Source organism: Allofournierella massiliensis (assembly GCF_004345265.1).
Taxonomy (GTDB): Bacteria; Bacillota; Clostridia; order Oscillospirales; family Ruminococcaceae; genus Allofournierella; species Allofournierella massiliensis.
The window spans coordinates 22,127-40,876 of sequence record NZ_SLUM01000001.1 but is presented as its reverse complement, the minus strand read 5'-3'; the positions used below and the strand labels follow the sequence as shown (position 1 = coordinate 40,876).

Genomic DNA, 18,750 nt, shown 5'->3' with positions numbered 1-18,750 from the left:
AACAAATAAGGAAGTGTTTTTATGACATGGAAACCCGATGACCGTTCTTTTCTGGACTCCTATCGGGGTACCGCCCCCTGCCCAGAGGATTTCGCCGTCTTCTGGGCCGAACGCATGGCGGAGATGAATCGTGTCCCGTTAGAATGGGAACTGCGTGACGGCCCATTTCCAGCCCGTGGTTCCGTGCGCTATCAGGAGCTGCGCTTTCGCGGGGCAGATGGTTCGCTGCTCTATGCCAAATACATCCGCCCCGCGTCGGAGCAGCCGGTACCGCTGCTGCTGCATTTCCACGGTTACCCCGGCGCCACCCGCAGCTGGTTGGAGCTGACCAGCTACGCCGCCAGCATGGGAGTGGCCATGCTGGCCATGGACTGCCGGGGCCAGGGGGGTGCCAGCCTGGATGCCGCCTCCTACCAGAGCACTCGTGCCAGCGGCAACATGATTCTTGGACTGGACGGTCCACCGGAACAGATGTATTATGTCAAGGTTCATCAGGATATTGCCCTGCTGATCCGCATTGCCCGGCAGCTGCCCGGCCTGGATCTGGACCGGGTCTATGTGAACGGCGGTTCTCAGGGCGGTGCGCTTGCGCTGGCCACCGCCGCCCTCCATTCGGATCTGATCCGGAAGGCGGGCATCCAGTATCCGTTTCTCAGTGATTTCCAGAAAGTCTGGGAGTTGGATGCCGATCTGATCGCCTACGAGGGTCTGCGCTATTACATGCGCTGGTTCGACCCGATAGGCCTGCATACTGACGAAATCTTCCGCAAACTTGGCTATGTGGATACCATCAACTTTGCCCCCATGGTTCGCTGCCCGGTGCTGTTTGCCACCGGTTTTCAAGACACGATCTGCCCACCTGTTACCCAGTATGCGGTCTACAACCGGATCACCTCGCCTAAGCGACATCTGCTGTATCCGGATTTTGCCCATGAAGAGATTCAGGAATTTGATGACCGGCTGATTCGCTTTTTCTGCTGTCAGGGGCCCGATCTCTGGGAAGAGGAGGAATATGTATGACAAACCGTACCAACTGGCCTGCACCCACCTGCTCCACGCAGCATCCTGTGGATTTTGACATTTTCTGGAACACCTGTCAGGCGAGTCTTGCTCCAGACGATCTGCACGAAACCGAAGAATTTTCCTCCCCGCAGGCCGCGTTCTGCCGCCTGATATTGCAAAACGGCAAGGACGTACTCTGCGCTCGGCTGCTCCGGCCAGCTACCCCCACCAGCGTGCTGATCGACTTTCATGATATCGGCCGTTCCGCACGGGGCCATTACTATCTGAGCCGATATCTGCCTGCAGGCTGCGCCGTGTTGGCCCCCGAGCTGCCCGCCGACGCCGCGGTATGCTGCGGTGCGCCAGACCCCCAAACCCCCGGCGGCGTACCAGTACTGCTGCGCACTTACAAAGCCGCTTTGCGGGCATTGCGCGCCGCACGGCAGCTTTTTCCGCACCTGCCTGTCGCCGTGAGCGGCGAAGGGCTGGGCGGCGCGATGGCGTTGTTGTGTGCCGCCCAAAGCGACGCGGTGACTGTCTGCACGGTGCTGAACCCACTGCTGCTGGATCTGCGAACCATGGCAGGCGCCGGCGCGGGCGGCTATTATCAGCCCCTGACCAACTGGTTCCGCGCCCAAAATCCCACCCGCAGCCGGCAGGAAGAGCTGTTCTGCGCACTGGATCATCTGGACTGCATGAATTTTGCCCCACCATCCAGCTGCGCCTTTCTGCTGGGCAGCAGCCGGATGGACCCGCTCAGCCCCGCTGCTGCCCAGCTGGCCCTGTTCCAGCATTCAGCCAGCACAGACAAACGGCAGATTTTATTCGACAAATACACCCATGAGCGGGTAAACTGGTATGAGGACGCCCAGCTGGAATTTCTGTTGCAGCATCTGGCCTGATCATTCTGTTTTCAAAGGAGGAATCGCCATGCTGCGCGTCGGCATTGCCGGCATCGGCTCCATCGCCCGGGTGTATCTGGGCCTGTTCGCCGCCGGAAAAATCCCCGGCGGGCGCGTCACCGCCCTGTCCAGCCGGAACATGACTCACCTGACCGGCGCCCGGGACGCCTTCTGCACCCCGGATGCCGCCCTCTTCACCGATTACGAAGCCATGCTGCACAGCGGCCTTGTGGACGTGGTGATGATCTGCACGCCCCACAACCGGCATGTGCCCATGGCATTGCAGGCGCTGAAGGCCGGGGTGCACCCCCTGATCGAAAAGCCGCTGGCGGTGGACGCGGACGAGGCCCGCGCCCTGCTGGCCGCCTGCAAGGCCCACCCGGAGCTTACCGCCGGGGTGCTCTACTGCCGCCGGGCCAGCGCCGCCTATCAGCAGGCAAAGCAGCTGGTGGCAAGCGGTGCGCTGGGGCAATTGAAGCGCGCCTGCTGGCTGATCACCAACCTGTACCGCACCCCGGCCTACCACGCCAGCGAGCCCTGGCGGGGCAGCTGGAAGGGCGAGGGCGGCGGGCTGCTGCTCACCCAGGCCAGCCACCAGCTGGATCTGCTCACCTGGCTGTGCGGGGTTCCCAATGAGGTGACCGCCCTGTGCGAATTCGGGGCCGAGCGGGCCATTCAGGTGGAAAACGACGTAACCCTGCATATCCGCTGGCCGGGCGGCGCCACCGGCCAGTTCATCGCCTCCAGCCGGGAGTTCCCCGGCACCAACCGGCTGGAACTGAGCGGCAGCAAAGGCCAGCTGATTCTGGAAAACGACCGGCTGTTCACCCTGCGCCGCCTTGCGCAGGACGAGCGGGACTTTGCCCGGGCCACCACTGGCTATTTCGGGCCCATCCCCTTCACCGAGGAGCGGTGGGAAACCCCGGAGGAGCCGAACGAAGCCCAGCAGGCGGGCATCGTGGCGGATTTTCTGGCGGCGGTGGAAGGCCGCCGCGCCCCGCTGTGCCCGGTGCCGGATGCGCTGGGAAGCCTGCTGGCCACCAACGCGGCCTATCTTTCCGCCTGGCAGGGCGGCACCGTGCCGGTGCCCCCGCCCCCGGGCGCCTACGCCGCCGAACTGGCAAAGCGGATGGAAGAGAAATAACGAAAAACACAAAGCGCCCCCGGGCCTTGCCAGAACGGCAGGCCCGGGGGCGCTTTTATGGTTTGTTCAGTTTTGTTCCTCTTCCGCCGGCAGCCCGGCTTCATCCCGCAGGTTCACACCGCCGCAGTTCAGCCGGAACACATGGAAGCCGATCTCCGCGAAGGGATACCGGTTCAGCAGGGCGCTGGCCGCGTTCAGGGCGGTTTTCAGATCGAAGCAGATGCAGTCGATGTAGGAATAGGCAAAGCCGGTGGCCCCGCCCAGAATCCACAGATCATCGCCCGCGGCCTTCTGCAATTCGTCCTCCAGCTTTCCCCGCAGCTCCACCCGCTGGCCCTCCGGCACCTGTTCGGTGCTGTAAAAGAAGAAGCCGCCGATCACGCCGTCCGCCTGCAAACGGTCCATGCGGGAATCGTCGCCCCGGTAATAGTCCGCCAGCAGCTCGCTGCAGCAGGTGGCCCCGGCAATTACATCCTGCCGCAGGGCCCAGTCCTCCTGGGTGGAGGGCTCGTAGTAGTAATTCTGGTAGTTCCAGGCAATGGCCTGGGCCTGGTCCAGCGCGGCTTCGTCGCCGCCGCAGAACCATTCCGCCATCTTCGCCCGCAGCTCCCGCAGCGGCATGCCGCCCTGGGGCCGGGGCGCGGCCAGCACCTCCAGCCGCTCCACCCGGCACAGCGCGGCACCCTCGCCCATGGCCTGGCTCAGCAGCCGGGCCGCGGGGGCGATGTCCTGCCCGGCGTGCAGGCCGGGGGCCCAGACGGCCATCACAGCCTTTTCGCCCCGCCGCTCGGGCCAGACCAGCGCCCCTTCCAGCGCCGGGGCCTGTGGGTCGGCGGGCTGGCCCGCCCAGAACACCCAGCGCTCGGCCAGCGTTTCGGGGGCCTTCTCCTGCCAGTAGAGAATCTGAATCAGCCGGGTGGGCATGCACTCGGCCCACACCGCAAGGCGCAGGCGGCCGTCCGCTGCGGTATCCAGCGAGAACTCCGCCCCGCCGAACACCCCGGCCAGCAGCTCCGCGTGCAGATGGCGGGTCTTTTTGGCATCGCCCGCTTCGCTCAGCGCCAGCAGCTCCTGTTCCCGGGCGGCAAAATCGGCCCAGTAGTCCCGCACGCGCTCGGTGAAGGGCTGCTTTTGCACCGGCAGGGCAATGGCGCTGCGGCACCAGTCCAGATACCGCTCGGTCTCCTCGTCGCCGGGGGCCAGCTCATCCGCCCGGTCAAAGGCCTCCAGCGCCTTTTCCTCCCGGCCCAGATGATACCAGGCATACCCGGCCCGGAAATGCCACAGCGGGTCCGCCGCGCTCTGTTCTTTGCACAGATCCAGCACCTGCAGTGCTTCCTCAAAGCGGCCCAGATTGTTCAGCGCCCGGGCCTGCTGGCCCAGCAGCTTCGGGCCTCGCTGTTCGGGCGGCACCGCTTCGATGGCTTTTAAAATCCGCTCATACTGCCGGTCGGCGTTCCAGGCTTCGATCTGCGCCAGCAGCGCCTCATCCTCCGGTGCGCCGCCCTGTGCCGGGCAGGCATTGGGCCGGGCCGGGCTGCTCAGGGGGGCCCGGGGCTCCAGCTCCTTTTCGTCGAACAGGCGCAGAAGGCCCTCGGCCTCCTGCTCCAGCTTGTAGGCCATCTCTTCGTTGTAGAGGGGCGCGGCCTGATACAGGTTCACCTCGCCCCCGCCGGGCAGCGGGCAGACCGCCGCCGCATCCGGCACGCCGCCGGGGATGAGCAGAATCACCCCGGTGAAGCCGCAGCCGGGGGCAAAGGGTCGCCCGTTGGGAATGGTGTGGCCCCAGCCCAGCCAGGTGCCCTGCTCCCGGGGCATGGCGGCCAGCAGCCGCAGCCAGCCCACCGGCCATGCGTTTTGCGGGTCGGCGGAGCGGGAATCCCAATGGGGCGGCAGATACATCATGATCTCGGCCCGCTCGGCCCCGAAGCCCGCCAGCTCCGGCGGCACGTTCATGGGCGCGGCGCCCATGCCGCAGGTGACGAGCACCGTCCAGTGCCGGTGGCGGTGGGGCCGCAGCACCAGCAGCTCCACTCCGCCGCTCTCGGCCGGGGGAATCACCTCGCTCACCGGCCCCAGCCAGCGGTGCAGATGCTCGATCAGCCGGGCCTTCTGCTCTTCGGTATAGGCAGCGGGCGGGGCCGAGGGCTCCGCCGCCTGCTCCTCCGCGGGCAGGGGAGGTTCATCCGCTGAATAATCCTCGTATTCCGGCTCGCCCCAGCGTTCAAAGTTGGCGTCGAACCGCTGGTAGGCGAACAGCCGTTCCTCCCGGCTGCGGCCCACCTGATATCCCAGCCGGAAGGCCCCGCTGCGCTCGATGAGCAGATGGGCCAGCTCCAGTCGGCGGCCCGCTTCCTTTTTCCGGATGGCCGCCCTGGCCAGCCGATCCAGCTCCTCCAGCCGGGCGGCGAGGGCCGCGGCCCAGGCTTCGCTCACCTTGCCCGCGCCCCGCTGGTTCATATCCAGACGCAGGTTCACAAAATTCCCCTGAAATTTCAGGTCCGCAAAGCAGTAGATGCCCTCGAAGAGGGGATTCTCCGCCCCGAAGGCCGCGGCGGCCCGGGCAAGGCCCTCGTCGTCGCCCAGCATGCAGAGCAGCGCTTCTTCGGCGGGGCTGCGCAGGCCCCGGCCTGCCCGCTCCTCGCTCTGGGCCGGGCAGACGCCCTCCGCCTCCAGCCGGGCGGCCTCGATCTGCTCCAGCCCCTGCCCGGCACGCAGGCCCTTCAGCGCCCGTTCCAGCCGGGTCTGGCCGGGGCAGGCGGCAAGGCCCTCCTCCAGCAGCTGTTCGGCGGCGGCTTCGTCGCCAAAATGGGCGGTGAGCACCGCCGCCAGATACCGGCAGATTTCGTCCTGCCCGTCCAGCGAAAGGCCCATGCGGGCAAGGCGCAGGCTTTCCTCCGGCGCGCCGGTGTACAGCCGGGCCAGCGCCAGACTGCGGCACCATTCCAGATTGCCCGCGCCCTGCTCCTCCAGCCGGGCCAGCCACTGGACGGCCTGCTGCCAGGCCTCGTATTCCGCCGCGCCCAGATCCAGCCGGGCCACCAGCAGCGCCAGCTCCAGATCGGCGCGCATCTGCTCCCGGCTGACAAGGCCCAGATCAATGGCGCCCTCCACCTGATCCTGCACCAGATCCAGCGCGTCGTACCAGCGGCCCCGGGCCGCCAGCTCCTCCACTCTGGCCCGGGTCTTTTCGTCCAACAGCCGTGTCATCCCCTGTTTCGTTCTCCTTCCCCTGTTTGTTTAAAAGCCCAGCTTCAGGCTCTCGCCTTCCACGGCCACGCCGGCGCTGCGGCTCACCGGAATCGGCGTGCCGTCCCCCATGGCCAGCACCTGGCCCTCGGCCAGCTCCACTTCGCCCTCCAGCAGATCCATCACCAGATTCGCCAGCAGATCCCGCAGCTCCACCGGGCGGCGGGCGCTGTGCAGAATTTCCAGCTCGGGCAGCTCAAAGTCCTGCAAGCCGTAGGTGTAGGCGCACACCCCCTGCTCGCTCTGCCACAGGCCGAAATACACCCAGTTCAGAATGGGCAAAACATACTCGCGCATGGTGTCGGCCACGGCCCGGTAAAAATCCGGGGCCAGCAGGGTGCCCGCCGCCATCACGCCCAGCGCGCCGGGCTGGCCGCAGGCCGCCGCACTCACCTTGGTGAGCAGCTTTGCCGCTTCCACCGGGCCCGCCTGCCCCTGGGGCAGCACCGTGATCAGCAGATGGGCCCTGTGGGCCGCCGCGGCCTGCACCGCTTCCTCCCACCAGTAGTTGGTTTTCGCCTGCTGCTCCGCCTCGCCCTCCGGCACCGGCGCGTCGATCAGGGCCACCGCCGCGATCATACCGTCGGCGTCGAACACCACGTTGCCGGTGGCGGGGGCCTCCTTCTCGCCGTTCACCGGCAGGCCCCATTCGCTTTGCAGATCCCGGATCAGCTGCTCCCGGTCAAAGGCGGGCTGCTCCAGCAGCACAAAATTCACCAGCGTACCGCCGGCAGCGCCGGCAACGGTCTTTTTCTCTTCCATGGTGGTTCCTCCCTTTTGCGGCCCGCCGGGCGGGCCTGTGCATTACGGCCGCTGACCGGCCGGTTTCTCGTGTTCTGTATCCGGGCGCTGCCTGCCCGCCTGCACCGCCAGCAGCACCACAGCGGCCAGCGCCGCCAGCGCCACCGCCACCGGCCAGGCCACCCACACACCGGTGAGCCCCAGAACAAGCGGCAGGGTGAGCAGCGCCAGCGGCTGGGTGCCCAGCGGCTCGCCGTAGGCCAGAATGCCGCTCGCCACCGGCTCGCCCACCGCGCAGAAGTAGCTGCTGCAAAAGCGCACCACCGCCATGAAGGGGTAGCCGATGCACAGCGTCCAGATGGCCGACGCGCCCTCGGCGGTGGCTTCGGGGCTGGCCCCGAACACCAGCGGCAGCTGGTAACGGCCAATCCAGGTGAGGGCGCTGCAGGCGAGGGCCACCCCCACCGCAAGGCAGAGGCCCCACCGGCGCAGCTGAGCCAGATGCTCCCACTCCCCGGCGCCGCGGGCATGGCTGAGCAGCGGCTGCACACCGTCGCCCACGCCGCTCACCAGCGGGATCACCGCACCCAGCACATAGCTGAGCACCGCATACACCGCCACGCCCCGGGTGCTGCCCCAGTGCAGCGCCTGCAGATTGGTGATCAGCAGAATCACGCTGGTGGAGATGGAAAGCCCGAAGGGCGAAACGCCGTATTGCACAATGCGCCGCAGCATGCCCCAACGGGGAACAAAATCCGCCCGGCGCAGGGGCAGCTCCCTGCTCGCCAGCAGGCAGGGCAAAGCCAGCACCGCACAGAGAATCTGGGCCGAGCCGGTGGCCACCGCAGCGCCCGCCAGCCCCCACTGGAAGGCCTGAATGAACAGCCAGTCCATCAGAATATTCCCCAGCAGCCCCACAATGGTGAAGCTCATGGCCTGTATGGTCTTGTGGCTGCCCCGCAACAGGGGCAGCACGCCGGTGTTGATGGTCTGGCCCAGCGCCAGCGCGCAGATCATCCGGCTGTATTCCAGCGCCGGGGCGTACAGCTCGCCCTTCGCGCCGATCAAAGGCAGAATCACCGGGCAGGCCAGCCAGAGCCCCACGCTCATGGCAACGCCCGCCGCTGCCAGCGCGGTGAGGGTGTTGCCCCTCGCCAGCGCCGCCTCTTCCTTATCGCCCCGGCCCAGCGCGGTGGAAAGGCGCACCGCGCCCCCCAGCCCGAGCCCCAGGCTCACCGCCTGAATGAAGGCGGTGACGGGCCAGGCCACATTGATGGCCGCAAGGCCGATATCGCCCATATTCCGGCCGATGAAAAAGCCGTCCACAATGATAAAGCAGCTGTTCAGCAGCTGGCTCAGCATGCTGGGCAGCGCATAGCGAAAAAACTGCCGTTTCAACGGGGTCAAGCCACCCGCTCCTTTCCGTTTGCCAGGGGGCCTGGCCCCGCTTTTTCTTTTGTTCTGGCGCCTTATACCAGGTTGCGCTTTTTGCCCTGCAAAAAGGCTTCCAGATTGGCGCACACCTCGGCGCTCAGCCGGGCCAGCGCCTCTTCGGTGGCCCAGGCCACATGGGGTGTGATCAGCACATTCGGGCAGTGGAGCAGCCCGTCCTTCGGGCGCACCGGCTCATGGGCCGCCACGTCCGAGGCGTAGTAGCCCAAATGCCCGCTTTTCAGCGCGGCGCACACCGCCGCCTCGTCCACCAGCGCACCCCGGGCGGTGTTCAGCAGAATCGCCCCCGGCTTCATGGCCGCCAGCGCCGCCTCATCGATCATGCCACGGGTCTCGGCGGTGGCGGGGCAGTGCAGACTCACCACATCGCTGTCCTCCAGCAATTGCTCAAAGGGCACGAACTCCACCCCGTCGGCGGCGTATTCCGGCTTCACATGGCGGGTATAAACCAGCACCCGCATGCCAAAGCCCCGGGCAATGCGCGCCACCGCCCGGCCGATGGCCCCGTAGCCCACCACGCCGAAGGTGCGGCCCGCCAGCTCAAAATGGGGGCGGATGCCGTAGTGCTGCTCCGGCACATCCACCTGCCAGTAGCCGTCCCGCACGCTGGCATCCCGGCCGGCGATGCTGTTGGCCAGCTCCAGCAGCAATGCAAAGGTGTGCTGGGCCACGCTTTCGGTGGAGTAGCCCGGCACGTTGGCCACCGCCACCCCATGGGCGTGGCAGGCGTCCAGATCCAGCTTGTCGATGCCGGTGGACATCAGCCCCACCCAGCGCAGCTTCGGGCAGGCCGCCAGCACCGTCTCGTCGATGTAGCATTTGTTGTCCACCGCAAAATCCGCATCCCGCAGCCGCTGGGCCAGCTGCTCGGGAGGGGTGCGGGGGTATTCCTCCACCACATCCGCCAGGTCGTGCAGCCGGCTCCAGTCCAGATCGCCCGGGCGTACACAGTAGCTGTCCAGCACAACAATTTTCATCGATTCTGCCTCCGTATCCGGGGCGCTTTCCGCCCCGTTTTTGTCTCTTTTGTAATTTTACCCGCTTTTGGCAGGCCCTTCAAGCCCCGCCGCTGGATTTTTGCCGCCGGTTCGTATATAATGAAAAGGAAACCATCTGCCGGGCCCGGTTGTCCGGTGTGGATAAGGGGGGCTTTTGCCATGTATACGCCAAAGCTTGTGATCCGCAAGCTGCTGCTGGGCGCGGTGCTCATGACCGTGGCCATCATCATCACGGTGCTGATTCGGGAAAATATGGACGTAAAGGACCCGGAGCAGGCCCTGCCCACCATCACCATCACGGTGAACGGGGATGTGAACCTGAACGATAAAATGGTGTTCCGGGCCGGATACGAGTGGAACTTCTTCACCACCGTGGCCAAGGATACCCCCACCTACACCAGCGCCACCCTGCGCGAGCAGCTGTATCCGGTGGATCTTGCCCCCAACAGCGTGCTGGACATCAGCTTCTCGCTGCCGCCCAAAACCCTGCGCATCCAGCGTGCGTCGGACGATGCGCTGGAAAACTTTGTGGAGCTGGCGGACGTGAGCGACGGCCAGATCATCAGCCCCAGTGCGCCGGGCCTGTATCTCTATCAGGTGGAAGCGGGCTTCGGCTGGCGCGGCTCGGTGCGCTACTTCTTCATGGTGCGGGTGCAGCAGACCAGCTGAGTCCAGAATCTGAGCAGCAAAAAGGAGCGTTCTTATGCCACACCGGCTGAGAACGCTCCTTTTGTGTTTTGGTATCAGTCTCCGGGCGTTTCGCCGCCTGCCTGAATCATGGCCGCGGTGTGGCGGGCCATCAGCCGCCGCTGGTAGTCGCCCGCATAGGTGCCGTGCAGCAGCTTTGGCAGGGCTTCCTCCTCCAGCGAGTGCCAGCTCATGGCCTCCTGCTCCGGCAGAATGGGGTAAAACAGCACCCCGTTTTTCTCCGCCGCCGCAAGGCACTGGGGCCCGAAGCCCACCACCAGAACCTTCTGGCGGTCGTAGCCGCGGGTCAGCAGCTCGCTCACGCAGTGGGCCAGCTCCCGCCGCTTGATGCACATCGCCGTGCAGGGGGGCAGGCCATGGAAATTCCATTCGCTGTATGCCGAGCGTACGTTCAGATTGGTGAGCAGCACAATGTCCGCCACGATGCGCATCCGCTCCAGGCAGGCCTTCACCCCGTCGAACACCTGGCCGCGGGCAGCATCCAGCGCATATTCCGCGCCCAGAAGGCAGACCATGAACGCCCTCGCCTTCGGCGGGATCTTCTGTGTCCGTTCCATAACAACGCCCCCAATTTTTTCTCAGGCAACACCGCACCATTCACGGCGAACGCCTCAGACGCGCTCCGCCGCCTGAAATTCTGCGGGACTGCCTTAACTTATCCGCGCCGGGTAAAATTCTTTATAACTTAACTATACCAGCAGAGCGGGGGCTGTTGCAACTGTTTTTTGTCTGTTTTTAATGATTTTTTCTCTTTTTATTGAATAATTCTATCTCATTCTCCAAAAACCTGACCGATGGGCTGCTGGATGCACAGGGTGGCCATCCTGTCTGCCGGGGTGGGGGTCATGTTGATGACCACCAGTTCCCTTCCGCCGTAATAGCGCAAAAGGCCCGCCGCCGGATACACCGCAAGGCTGGTGCCGCCCACGATCAGAAGATCCGCTGCCTCCAGCGCATGCACCGCCCGGGTCAGTACCTTCTGATCCAGCGATTCCTCATACAGCACCACGTCCGGCTTCACGATGCCGCCGCATTCACACCGGGGCACGCCCTCGCTTTCGGCAATGAACTCCACCGGGTAGAATTTGCCGCACCGGGTGCAGTAGTTGCGCAGGGTGCTGCCGTGCAGCTCCAGCACGTTTTTGCTGCCCGCCGCCTGATGCAGCCCGTCGATGTTCTGGGTGATCACCGCCTTCAGCCTGCCCTGAGCCTCAAGTCTGGCCAGCCGCAGATGGGCGGCGTTGGGCCGGGCGTCCTTCACGATCAGCTTGGCCCGGTAAAACCGGTAGAATTCCTCCGGATTCGCTTCAAAAAAGCTGCGGCTGATGATCTGTTCCGGCGGGTACTTCCACTGCTGGTTGTACAAACCGTCCACGCTGCGGAAATCCGGGATGCCGCTCTCGGTGCTCACCCCCGCGCCCCCGAAAAACACAATATTGTTGCTCTTTGCGATCAAATCCTCCAGCTGCCGGTTCATGGGCCCACACTCCTTTGCCTTGTCTCTCTTTGCCGCCCGGCGGGCGGTGTAGTATAATAACCTTATAGAAATGATACCACAAATCCATCCGCCCGGCCATGCCGCCGGGCAAAAAGGGAGGAAACCCGTATGGCAAAGGAAATCACAGCCAGTCTGGTGTTTGAGCATCTGCCCGCCCGCAAGCCGGACAGCCACAAGGGCAGCTACGGAAAGCTTTTGTGCGTGTGCGGCTGCAACCAGTATCGGGGCGCGGCGGCGCTGGCGGTGGAGGGCGCGCTGCGCGCCGGCGCCGGTGTGCTCACGCTGGCATCCATCGAGCCGGTACTGCAGGGGGTGGGAGCCCGCTGCCCGGAGGCGGTGTTCCTGCCCTGCCGCACCGGCGAGGACGGCGGCATCGACCCGGCCGAGGGCGAGCGCATCCTGCAGGCCGCCCGGGGCTCGGACGCGATGCTCTTCGGCCCGGGCCTTGGCAACACGCCGGGCACCGCCGCCCTTCTGGAGCAGCTGGGCGAAAGCGCGGGCTGCCCGCTGGTGCTGGACGCGGACGGCCTGAACGCCGCCGCGGCCATGGAAAGCCTACCCCGGCCCGCAAACCTGCCCCTGATCATCACCCCCCACCCCGGCGAGATGGCCCGGCTGTGCGGGGTGACCACCGCCGAGATCAACGCCAGCCGGGAGAGCGTGGCCGCCGGCTATGCCCGGGCCAACCGGTGCGTGGTGGTGCTGAAGGGCCACCGGACCATCGTGGCCGGGCCGCAGGGCGAGGTATTCTGCAACACCACCGGCAACCCGGGGCTTTCCCGGGGCGGCAGCGGCGACATTCTGGCCGGCATGACCGCGGCCTTTCTGGGTCAGGGGCTGGACCCGCTGTATGCAGCGGTGTGCGCGGTGTGGCTGCACGGAGCCGCCGCCGACCGGTGCGCCACCCGGCTGGGCCAGTACGGCATGCTGCCCCACGACATTTTATACGATCTGGGCACCATTTTTGCAGACAGCGGCCGCTGATGCCGCGCCCACTGTTCCGCATTGATTCGTTATAAAAAAGGGGGGGACCGCCATGCAGAACATGAACGCCTATTACGATTTTTCCGGCCAGAAGTTCGGCCACCCTCTGAGCCTGAGCATCAACGGCTTTGACCGGCAGGTGTTCAGCCAGCAGACCAGTCTGGAGCTTTCCTACGTGCTGGAAGGGCGGTATGAGGTGATCACCGAGGGCTTTTCCCACCTGCTGAACCGCCATGAACTGGCCCTCATCGCCCCCGGGGAGATCCACATGATCCGCAAGGCCCCCGACGCGGAAAACAGCGCGGCCAGCGTGATTCTCACGGTGCACATCGATTTCGAGCGGATGCCCGAGGCGCTGGTGGGCCAGGTGGACGGCCTGTTCTCCACCATGGTGTGCACCGAAGCGGAAAACGCCCCCCTGCTGGGCCGGCTGCGCCAGACGCTGGGCCGGCTGCTGCGGCTGCTCACCCAGCCGGAGCACAGCCTGTTTCAGCTGAACGCCCGGATGATGGAGCTGGCGGACCTGTGCGCCAGCGGGGCCAGACGGCCCATGGAGTCCATCCCGCTGCAATCGCCATTGCACGAAAGCTCCCGCCGGGCCATCCGGTTCATCAACCGGAACTTCCGGCAGGACATCCATCTGGAGGACGTGGCCAAAGAGCTGGCCTTCAGCGTGTCCTATACCTCCAAGCTGTTCACCAAACACATCGGCCTGCCCTTTGTAAAATACCTTTCCTATGTGCGGGTGCGGGCCTCGCTGGAGGCCCTTTTAGAGGGCAAAGAGAGCATCGAGGCCTTGGCGCTGGACTGCGGCATGCCCAGCGCCAAGGCCTACGCCGCCGCCTTTAAGGAGATGTACGGCATTCTGCCCAGCGTCTACCGCAAGCGGTTTTTGCAGAACCTGCGGTACAGCGAGACCGGCGCGGACCAGAAAATGCGGCTGGACGCGGCCCATCTGGCCCTGCTGGATCACCTGCTGCGCCTGCCGGACCAGACCATCCATCAGGCGCCGGGCCTTACCATCCTGCGCCGGGGCGAAGCGGTGGTGTGCGAGAGCGACGGCCCCGCCGCCCTCACCCAGCAGGCGGGCAAACTGGTGGTGGAGTTTACCCCCACGAAGAATTGAAAGCCGGTTTTCCCCGCCGCTCCATTTTCAGAACAAAAAACGCCTGTTTTAACGTTTAACCACGTCAAAACAGGCATTTTTTGTCTTTTGTCGGCAGTTTTATGGCTCCGGCTGACAAACTTCTAACAAAATCCCGCCGTTGATGGCAACCAGCGCACGGGCTTTTGGCCGCCCCACCGTGCTATAATGTGGCCATTGAAACAAGGAACCGGCACGGCGGGCCAGCGGCCCCGCCCGATGCCCCATGAGAAGGAGTTTGGCCATGAGCAAATACGAGCATCTGCTCTCGCCCATCAAGATTGGCGAGACCACCGTGAAAAACCGCATCTTCATGCCGCCCCTGTCCACCAATCTGGCGGATAAGGGCTATGTGACCGACGAGCTGGTGGAGCACTACAAGGCCCGTGCAAAGGGCGGCGTGGGTCTGTTCGTCACCGAGGTGGTGACCGTGGAGCCCACCTACTGCTACCTGCCCGGCGACATGTGCATCTACGACGATTCCTTCATCCCCGGCTGGAAGAAGCTGGCGGACGGCGTGCACGAGTACGGCGCGAAGATTCTGCCCCAGCTGTTCCACCCGGCCCACATGGCCTTCCCCCTGCCCGGCACGCCCCGGCTGATCGCCCCCTCCAACGTGGGCCCCTACTACGCCAGGGAGGCGCCCCGCGCCGTGACAAAAGAGGAGCTGAAGGTGATCATCCGCCAGTTCGGCGAGGCCGCAAAGCGCGCCCAGATCGCCGGCGCCGACGGTGTGGAGATTCACGCGGCCCACGCCCACGGCCTGCTGGGCGGCTTCCTGTCCCCCCTGTACAACAAGCGCACCGATGAATACGGCGGCGACATCGACCACCGCCTGCGCCTGACGCTGGAGGTGATCGAGGAGGTTCGCCGGGTCTGCGGCAAGAACTTCATCATCGACGTGCGCATCTCCGGCAGCGAGTACACCGACGGCGGCCTGAACCTGAACGACATGATCTATGTGGCCAAGCAGCTGGAAAAGGCCGGTGTGGACTTCCTGCACGTTTCCGGCGGCACCACCATCGCCCGCGGCAGCTCCATCCCCGCCCCCGGCACCCCCATGGGCTCCCATGCCGCCACCGCCGCCGAGATCAAGAAGTATGTGTCCATCCCGGTGGCCACTGTGGGCCGCATCACCGAGCCCTGGATTGCCGAGGAACTGATCGCCAACGGCAAGGCGGACATCTGCATGATCGGCCGCGCCAACCTGTGCGACCCGGAGTTTGCCAACAAGGTGGCCGCCGAAAAGGCCGACGACATCCGCCCCTGCATCGGCTGCCTGCGCTGCCTGAACGGCATCATGTTCGGCAAGCGGGTGGCCTGCACCGTGAACCCCTCCTTCGAGCTGGAGAATGAGGACACCCTGGCCCCCGCCGCCGAAAAGAAGAACGTGCTGGTGATCGGCAGCGGCCCCGCCGGCATGGAAGCCGCCTTTGTGGCCGCAAAGCGGGGCCACCATGTGGTGCTGTGCGAGAAGGAAGCCGAGCTGGGCGGCCTGATGCGCATTGCCGCGGTGCCCATCGCCAAGCAGGATCTGACCCGCCTGATTCAGTACATGGCCCGCCGTCTGGAGGGCGCGGGCGTGGAGGTACGCCTGAACTGCGCCGTGGACAAAGCCATGCTGGAGGGCGAGTTCAAGGGCTGGGAGGTGATCGCCGGCGCGGGCGCACAGCCCATTGTGGTGCCTGCCTTCACCGGCTTCAAGCAGTGGATGACCGCCGACGACGTGCTGGCGGGCCGCGCCTTCCCCGGCCGTAAGATCGTTGTGATCGGCGGCGGCTCGGTGGGCTGCGAGACCGCCGACTACCTGGCCCCGCTGGTGAACGATCTGTATCCCCGCAACCGGGAGATCACCCTGCTGGAAATGGCTCCCGGCGTGATGGCCAGCGAGTCCGGCCCGGGCCGCAGCCTGCTGGTGCAGCGCATGATGGCCAAGGGCGTGCAGATGATCTGCGGCGCCAAGGTGGAGAAGGTGGACGAATCGAGCATCTGGTACACCAAAGACGGCCAGCAGCACTGCATTGCCGACGCGGACACTCTGGTTCTGGCCATGGGCTACAAGGCCGACCCGGCGCTGGAGGAGATGCTGAAGGCTGCCGGAGCCAGCTACCACCTGATCGGTGACGCCAACAAGGTTGGCACCATCAAGGACGCCATCGGCGCCGGCTACGAGACCGCCAAGGCTCTGTAATGCCCTGACGCGGCGTTTCCCTTGTCCGTGTTTTCCCGCAACACCCAAACACCCAAAACAGACCGCCGCACCGCTCCATTCTTTCCCCTGGAGCGGCGCGGCGGTTCTGTTTTCTTTTTTATATGAGGATGCTCAGCGCAGTGCCCGCCTGACCACCAGTGCCAGACCGATGCACACCGCCGTGACCAGGGCATGCAGCAGGATGGAGGTGTACCAGGGTGCGCTCATCATGGCGTAAAGCCCCGGCCGCGCCACCCGTTCCCAGCAGGTGTACAGGCTGCTGCCCAGAAACACCCCGGCCATGGTGCCCATAAACAGATTCAGCCCGGTGCGGACGTGTTTTTTCCAGTTCATTCCCGTTTCCTCCCTTTTCTGCAACGGTGCGCGGCCATGCCCGCCGCCACCAGCGAAAGCAACCCAAGCCCCAGCGCCGCCATGCCGCCGGAATAGCCCAGCCTGTCACACAGTGCGCCCGCCAGCGGGCTCACCGGCAGCATGACCAGACTGTACGCCATGCTCTGCACACTCACCAGCGTGGCCCGCCGGTCGCTGGGGAAATCCCGGTTCAGGCGGGCGGTCATCTTCACCTCCAGCACGCCGTCCCAAAAGGTGGCGGCGGCTCCGGCGGCCAGTGCCAGACTGAGCACCGGCGCACCGGCCAGCGCAAGGCTGCCCCCGATGCCCGTCGCGCACAGCAGCGCCACACTGCGAAACCGAAAGCGCCCGCCCATCCGGCCGGCCAGCGCGGAACCCGCCGCGCCCGCCAGCGGCAGCAGGGCCAGCACCGGCCCCAGCAGCCCGGCAGGAAGGCCCAGTTCCATCAGGCGAGGCTGCAACAGCTGGCCCCCGAAATAGGCGCAGCAGCCGCAGGCGCCGTCCAGCAGCATTTTTTCCACCGCCGCCGGGTTCTGGCGCAAAAACACACCGGTCTCGGCCACATGCTGCCGCAGCCGGGGCCGGAACTCCCGAATCGTGCCCTGCGCAGCCTGCCCGTGGGGCGGCTCCGCCAGCCCCAGCGCCAACACAAACCCCGCCAGAGCGGCGGCAAAATCCGTCAGGTAGGCCAGCCGCCAGCCCAGAGCCAGTGCCGCCCCGGCGCAGAGGGCACAGCCCACGGCGGACGCCCGGTAAAGAACGCCCATTCGCCCGGCCACCCGTTCATAGTCCCCGGCCCGGCCCGCCTGCAGCAGGCTGTCGTAGGTGATGGCCTCCCGTGTGCCGCTGATCAGATTGTAGGAAAGGGCCGAAAGCCCCATGGCAAGGCAGACGCCCCCGATGCCCCGGCTGGCGATCATGGCAAGGCAGGCCAGCGCCCGCACGGCCATGCTGGCGGCCAGCGTGCGCCTGCGGCCGAACAAGTCCGCCGCCATGCCGCTGGGCACCTCACACAAAAGGCTCACCAGATGGAAAAACCCCTCGGCCAGCCCGATCTGGGCCAGCGAAAAGCCCCGCCCGGCCAGCAGCACCACCCAGATCACCTGGGCAAGCCCGAATCCGCTCACCGCTTCCAGAAAATACAGCGCGCGGAGCTGATGATTGATCTTCATAACAAAAAATCCTTTCCGAATCAAGATGCGTGTTCACGCCCTGTTTCGGAAAGGATCCATTGCACAAAAATCTTCCCGGGAAATTCCCGGAAACGTGGCCTGTTCAGGCACGGGGGCAGCGTTCTGACCGAAAAAAGGGCGCACTTCGAGCCGGAATCGCCATTTCGTTGCCTTTTTGTACACGAATCGTGCGAAATTTCCATCCCATGGCCGCGCCCTCCTTTCGTTTGTTTCTGCCCTCATCATACCATGGCGGCCCGCGTCGCGCAAGCCGTTTCAGCTTTTGAAGTGGCGGAACACCCAGTACATGGCCGTGATGGTCACGGCCAGCGTCGCGCCCGCCAGTGCCACCTCCGGCCGGTTGGCCGGGTCGGCGTCGATCACCCGCGGCGCCCACAGCAGCACGAACAGCGCCACCGGCCAGCCGTAGTGCACCAGCTTCATCCAGCGGCTGCGGGCCTTTGGCACATCGCTTTCCAGCTGCTCCGGGTGCAGGGCGGTGCAGCGCACAATCAGCAGAATCCCCGGCCCCATCCGCCACCAGACCAGCTGGGCGGTATAGGGAATGCCGTCGATCTCAAATTCCGGGGCCATGCTCTCCTTGGTCACCACCAGATTCACCCCCTGCTGCTCACCGTAGCGGCAGAGGGCCATGGTCAGCTCCGCCGGGTTTGTCACCGGGTCGTCCGGCGTGAAGGTGAACACCTTTTTCCCCTCGGCCTTCGCCACCTTTTTGTAGTCCCGGGTCCATTCTGCAAACAGGCCCGCCCGGTTTTCCGGCGCGTCCATCCGGTCCAGCAGTCCATCCAGAAATTCCTCGTCCGGCTGCGGGGCGCTTTGCAGCTCCCGGCAAAAGCGGATGGCCGCCTCCAGCTCCTTCTGCCGCTGCTCCAGCCGGAACCGCTGGGCCGTGGAGACCTGGGCCAGCGTGGTTTTGCCTGTCAGGCAGGCCCCGATCTCCTCCAGCGGCACATCCAGCATGCGCAGCGCCCGGATCAGCTTTAAGTCCCGGATGTCCTGTTCCGTGTAGTCCCGATAATCGTTGCCCAGGTTGCGGTGGGGGTGGATGAGGCCCTGGTCCTCGTAAAAGCGCAGGTTCCGCCGGGAGATGCCGGTGGCCGCTTCGGTCTGCTTTGCGTTCATAGAATTCGCCTCCTGCTCTGTGTTTTGCACTCTCAGCATAAGGGATG

Annotated in this window: 16 protein-coding genes; 7 read left to right on the top strand and 9 right to left on the bottom strand. The window is 65.3% G+C overall.

The window, feature by feature from the left end:
* The first annotated feature begins 21 nt into the window (after positions 1–21).
* Genes EDD77_RS00220 through EDD77_RS00210 form a run of 3 tightly spaced genes read left to right on the top strand, consistent with a single transcriptional unit; the run spans position 22 to position 3,048 of the window.
* Positions 22–1,020, top strand: coding sequence for an acetylxylan esterase (locus EDD77_RS00220; protein WP_058964062.1), 999 nt, complete (start codon positions 22–24; stop codon positions 1,018–1,020).
* A complete protein-coding gene (locus tag EDD77_RS00215) occupies positions 1,017–1,904 on the top strand; it encodes an acetylxylan esterase (protein ID WP_058964061.1) in 888 nt (295 codons plus the stop codon). Before EDD77_RS00220 ends, EDD77_RS00215 begins: the two co-directional genes overlap by 4 nt.
* Positions 1,905–1,932: 28 nt before the next feature.
* Positions 1,933–3,048 (top strand): Gfo/Idh/MocA family protein, encoded by a 1,116-nt coding sequence (locus EDD77_RS00210; RefSeq protein WP_058964060.1) that lies wholly within the window; start codon positions 1,933–1,935, stop codon positions 3,046–3,048.
* Between the two features lie 66 nt (positions 3,049–3,114).
* Here EDD77_RS00210 and EDD77_RS00205 read toward each other — a convergent pair whose 3' ends face one another.
* The 4 genes from EDD77_RS00205 to EDD77_RS00190 form a co-directional block, all read right to left on the bottom strand.
* Positions 3,115–6,258, bottom strand: coding sequence for a suppressor of fused domain protein (locus EDD77_RS00205; protein WP_132587269.1), 3,144 nt, complete (start codon positions 6,256–6,258; stop codon positions 3,115–3,117).
* A 30-nt stretch (positions 6,259–6,288) separates the two neighbouring features.
* Positions 6,289–7,059, bottom strand: a complete 771-nt coding sequence (locus EDD77_RS00200; RefSeq protein ID WP_058964057.1) for a DUF4261 domain-containing protein — start codon at positions 7,057–7,059, stop codon at positions 6,289–6,291.
* A 42-nt stretch (positions 7,060–7,101) separates the two neighbouring features.
* Positions 7,102–8,445 carry an MATE family efflux transporter gene (locus EDD77_RS00195; protein WP_132587268.1) on the bottom strand — a complete coding sequence of 448 codons (1,344 nt, stop codon included), beginning with the start codon at positions 8,443–8,445 and terminating at the stop codon, positions 7,102–7,104.
* A gap of 62 nt (positions 8,446–8,507) precedes the next feature.
* Positions 8,508–9,467: a D-2-hydroxyacid dehydrogenase gene (locus tag EDD77_RS00190; protein WP_058964055.1), complete on the bottom strand. Its 960-nt coding sequence runs from the start codon at positions 9,465–9,467 to the stop codon at positions 8,508–8,510.
* A 180-nt stretch (positions 9,468–9,647) separates the two neighbouring features.
* Here EDD77_RS00190 and EDD77_RS00185 point away from each other — a divergent pair, with 180 nt between their 5' ends.
* The gene (locus tag EDD77_RS00185) at positions 9,648–10,157 is read left to right on the top strand and encodes a hypothetical protein (protein ID WP_058964054.1); all 510 of its coding nucleotides are present in this window, start codon (positions 9,648–9,650) and stop codon (positions 10,155–10,157) included.
* A 74-nt stretch (positions 10,158–10,231) separates the two neighbouring features.
* On the opposite strand, the gene EDD77_RS00180 is transcribed toward EDD77_RS00185, so the two are convergent.
* Positions 10,232–10,753, bottom strand: a complete 522-nt coding sequence (locus EDD77_RS00180; protein ID WP_132587267.1) for a hypothetical protein — start codon at positions 10,751–10,753, stop codon at positions 10,232–10,234.
* A 215-nt stretch (positions 10,754–10,968) separates the two neighbouring features.
* Entirely contained in the window at positions 10,969–11,673 is a 705-nt protein-coding gene (locus EDD77_RS00175; protein WP_058964052.1) for an NAD-dependent protein deacylase, read from the bottom strand.
* Between the two features lie 129 nt (positions 11,674–11,802).
* Between EDD77_RS00175 and EDD77_RS00170 the strand changes: the two genes are divergently transcribed.
* The 3 genes from EDD77_RS00170 (at position 11,803) to EDD77_RS00160 (ending at position 16,013) form a co-directional block, all read left to right on the top strand.
* Positions 11,803–12,678, top strand: coding sequence for an NAD(P)H-hydrate dehydratase (locus tag EDD77_RS00170; protein WP_058964051.1), 876 nt, complete (start codon positions 11,803–11,805; stop codon positions 12,676–12,678).
* A gap of 52 nt (positions 12,679–12,730) precedes the next feature.
* Entirely contained in the window at positions 12,731–13,804 is a 1,074-nt protein-coding gene (locus tag EDD77_RS00165; protein WP_058964050.1) for a helix-turn-helix transcriptional regulator, read from the top strand.
* Between the two features lie 262 nt (positions 13,805–14,066).
* Positions 14,067–16,013 (top strand): oxidoreductase, encoded by a 1,947-nt coding sequence (locus EDD77_RS00160; RefSeq protein ID WP_058964049.1) that lies wholly within the window; start codon positions 14,067–14,069, stop codon positions 16,011–16,013.
* 132 nt (positions 16,014–16,145) lie between these two features.
* Here the strand turns inward: EDD77_RS00160 and EDD77_RS00155 are convergent, their stop codons facing one another.
* The 3 genes from EDD77_RS00155 to EDD77_RS00145 form a co-directional block, all read right to left on the bottom strand.
* Entirely contained in the window at positions 16,146–16,367 is a 222-nt protein-coding gene (locus tag EDD77_RS00155) for a hypothetical protein (RefSeq protein WP_058964048.1), read from the bottom strand.
* Positions 16,364–17,560 carry an MFS transporter gene (locus tag EDD77_RS00150; protein ID WP_132587266.1) on the bottom strand — a complete coding sequence of 399 codons (1,197 nt, stop codon included), beginning with the start codon at positions 17,558–17,560 and terminating at the stop codon, positions 16,364–16,366. The genes EDD77_RS00155 and EDD77_RS00150 overlap by 4 nt, the downstream gene beginning before the upstream one ends.
* Before the next feature lie 276 nt (positions 17,561–17,836).
* A complete protein-coding gene (locus EDD77_RS00145) occupies positions 17,837–18,703 on the bottom strand; it encodes a MerR family transcriptional regulator (RefSeq protein ID WP_058964046.1) in 867 nt (288 codons plus the stop codon).
* Between the last annotated feature and the right edge of the window lie 47 nt (positions 18,704–18,750).

What these genes read in the sequence shown, in the direction of transcription:
- EDD77_RS00200 (WP_058964057.1), bottom strand. Translation starts at nt 7,059, where the DNA reads ATGGAAGAGAAAAAGACCGTTGCCGGCGCTGCCGGCGGTACGCTGGTG.
- EDD77_RS00150 (WP_132587266.1), bottom strand. Translation starts at nt 17,560, where the DNA reads ATGAAGATCAATCATCAGCTCCGCGCGCTGTATTTTCTGGAAGCGGTG.
- EDD77_RS00210 (WP_058964060.1), top strand. Translation starts at nt 1,933, where the DNA reads ATGCTGCGCGTCGGCATTGCCGGCATCGGCTCCATCGCCCGGGTGTAT.
- EDD77_RS00160 (WP_058964049.1), top strand. Translation starts at nt 14,067, where the DNA reads ATGAGCAAATACGAGCATCTGCTCTCGCCCATCAAGATTGGCGAGACC.
- EDD77_RS00175 (WP_058964052.1), bottom strand. Translation starts at nt 11,673, where the DNA reads ATGAACCGGCAGCTGGAGGATTTGATCGCAAAGAGCAACAATATTGTG.
- EDD77_RS00165 (WP_058964050.1), top strand. Translation starts at nt 12,731, where the DNA reads ATGCAGAACATGAACGCCTATTACGATTTTTCCGGCCAGAAGTTCGGC.
- EDD77_RS00220 (WP_058964062.1), top strand. Translation starts at nt 22, where the DNA reads ATGACATGGAAACCCGATGACCGTTCTTTTCTGGACTCCTATCGGGGT.
- EDD77_RS00170 (WP_058964051.1), top strand. Translation starts at nt 11,803, where the DNA reads ATGGCAAAGGAAATCACAGCCAGTCTGGTGTTTGAGCATCTGCCCGCC.
- EDD77_RS00205 (WP_132587269.1), bottom strand. Translation starts at nt 6,258, where the DNA reads ATGACACGGCTGTTGGACGAAAAGACCCGGGCCAGAGTGGAGGAGCTG.
- EDD77_RS00145 (WP_058964046.1), bottom strand. Translation starts at nt 18,703, where the DNA reads ATGAACGCAAAGCAGACCGAAGCGGCCACCGGCATCTCCCGGCGGAAC.
- EDD77_RS00215 (WP_058964061.1), top strand. Translation starts at nt 1,017, where the DNA reads ATGACAAACCGTACCAACTGGCCTGCACCCACCTGCTCCACGCAGCAT.
- EDD77_RS00185 (WP_058964054.1), top strand. Translation starts at nt 9,648, where the DNA reads ATGTATACGCCAAAGCTTGTGATCCGCAAGCTGCTGCTGGGCGCGGTG.
- EDD77_RS00190 (WP_058964055.1), bottom strand. Translation starts at nt 9,467, where the DNA reads ATGAAAATTGTTGTGCTGGACAGCTACTGTGTACGCCCGGGCGATCTG.
- EDD77_RS00180 (WP_132587267.1), bottom strand. Translation starts at nt 10,753, where the DNA reads ATGGAACGGACACAGAAGATCCCGCCGAAGGCGAGGGCGTTCATGGTC.
- EDD77_RS00155 (WP_058964048.1), bottom strand. Translation starts at nt 16,367, where the DNA reads ATGAACTGGAAAAAACACGTCCGCACCGGGCTGAATCTGTTTATGGGC.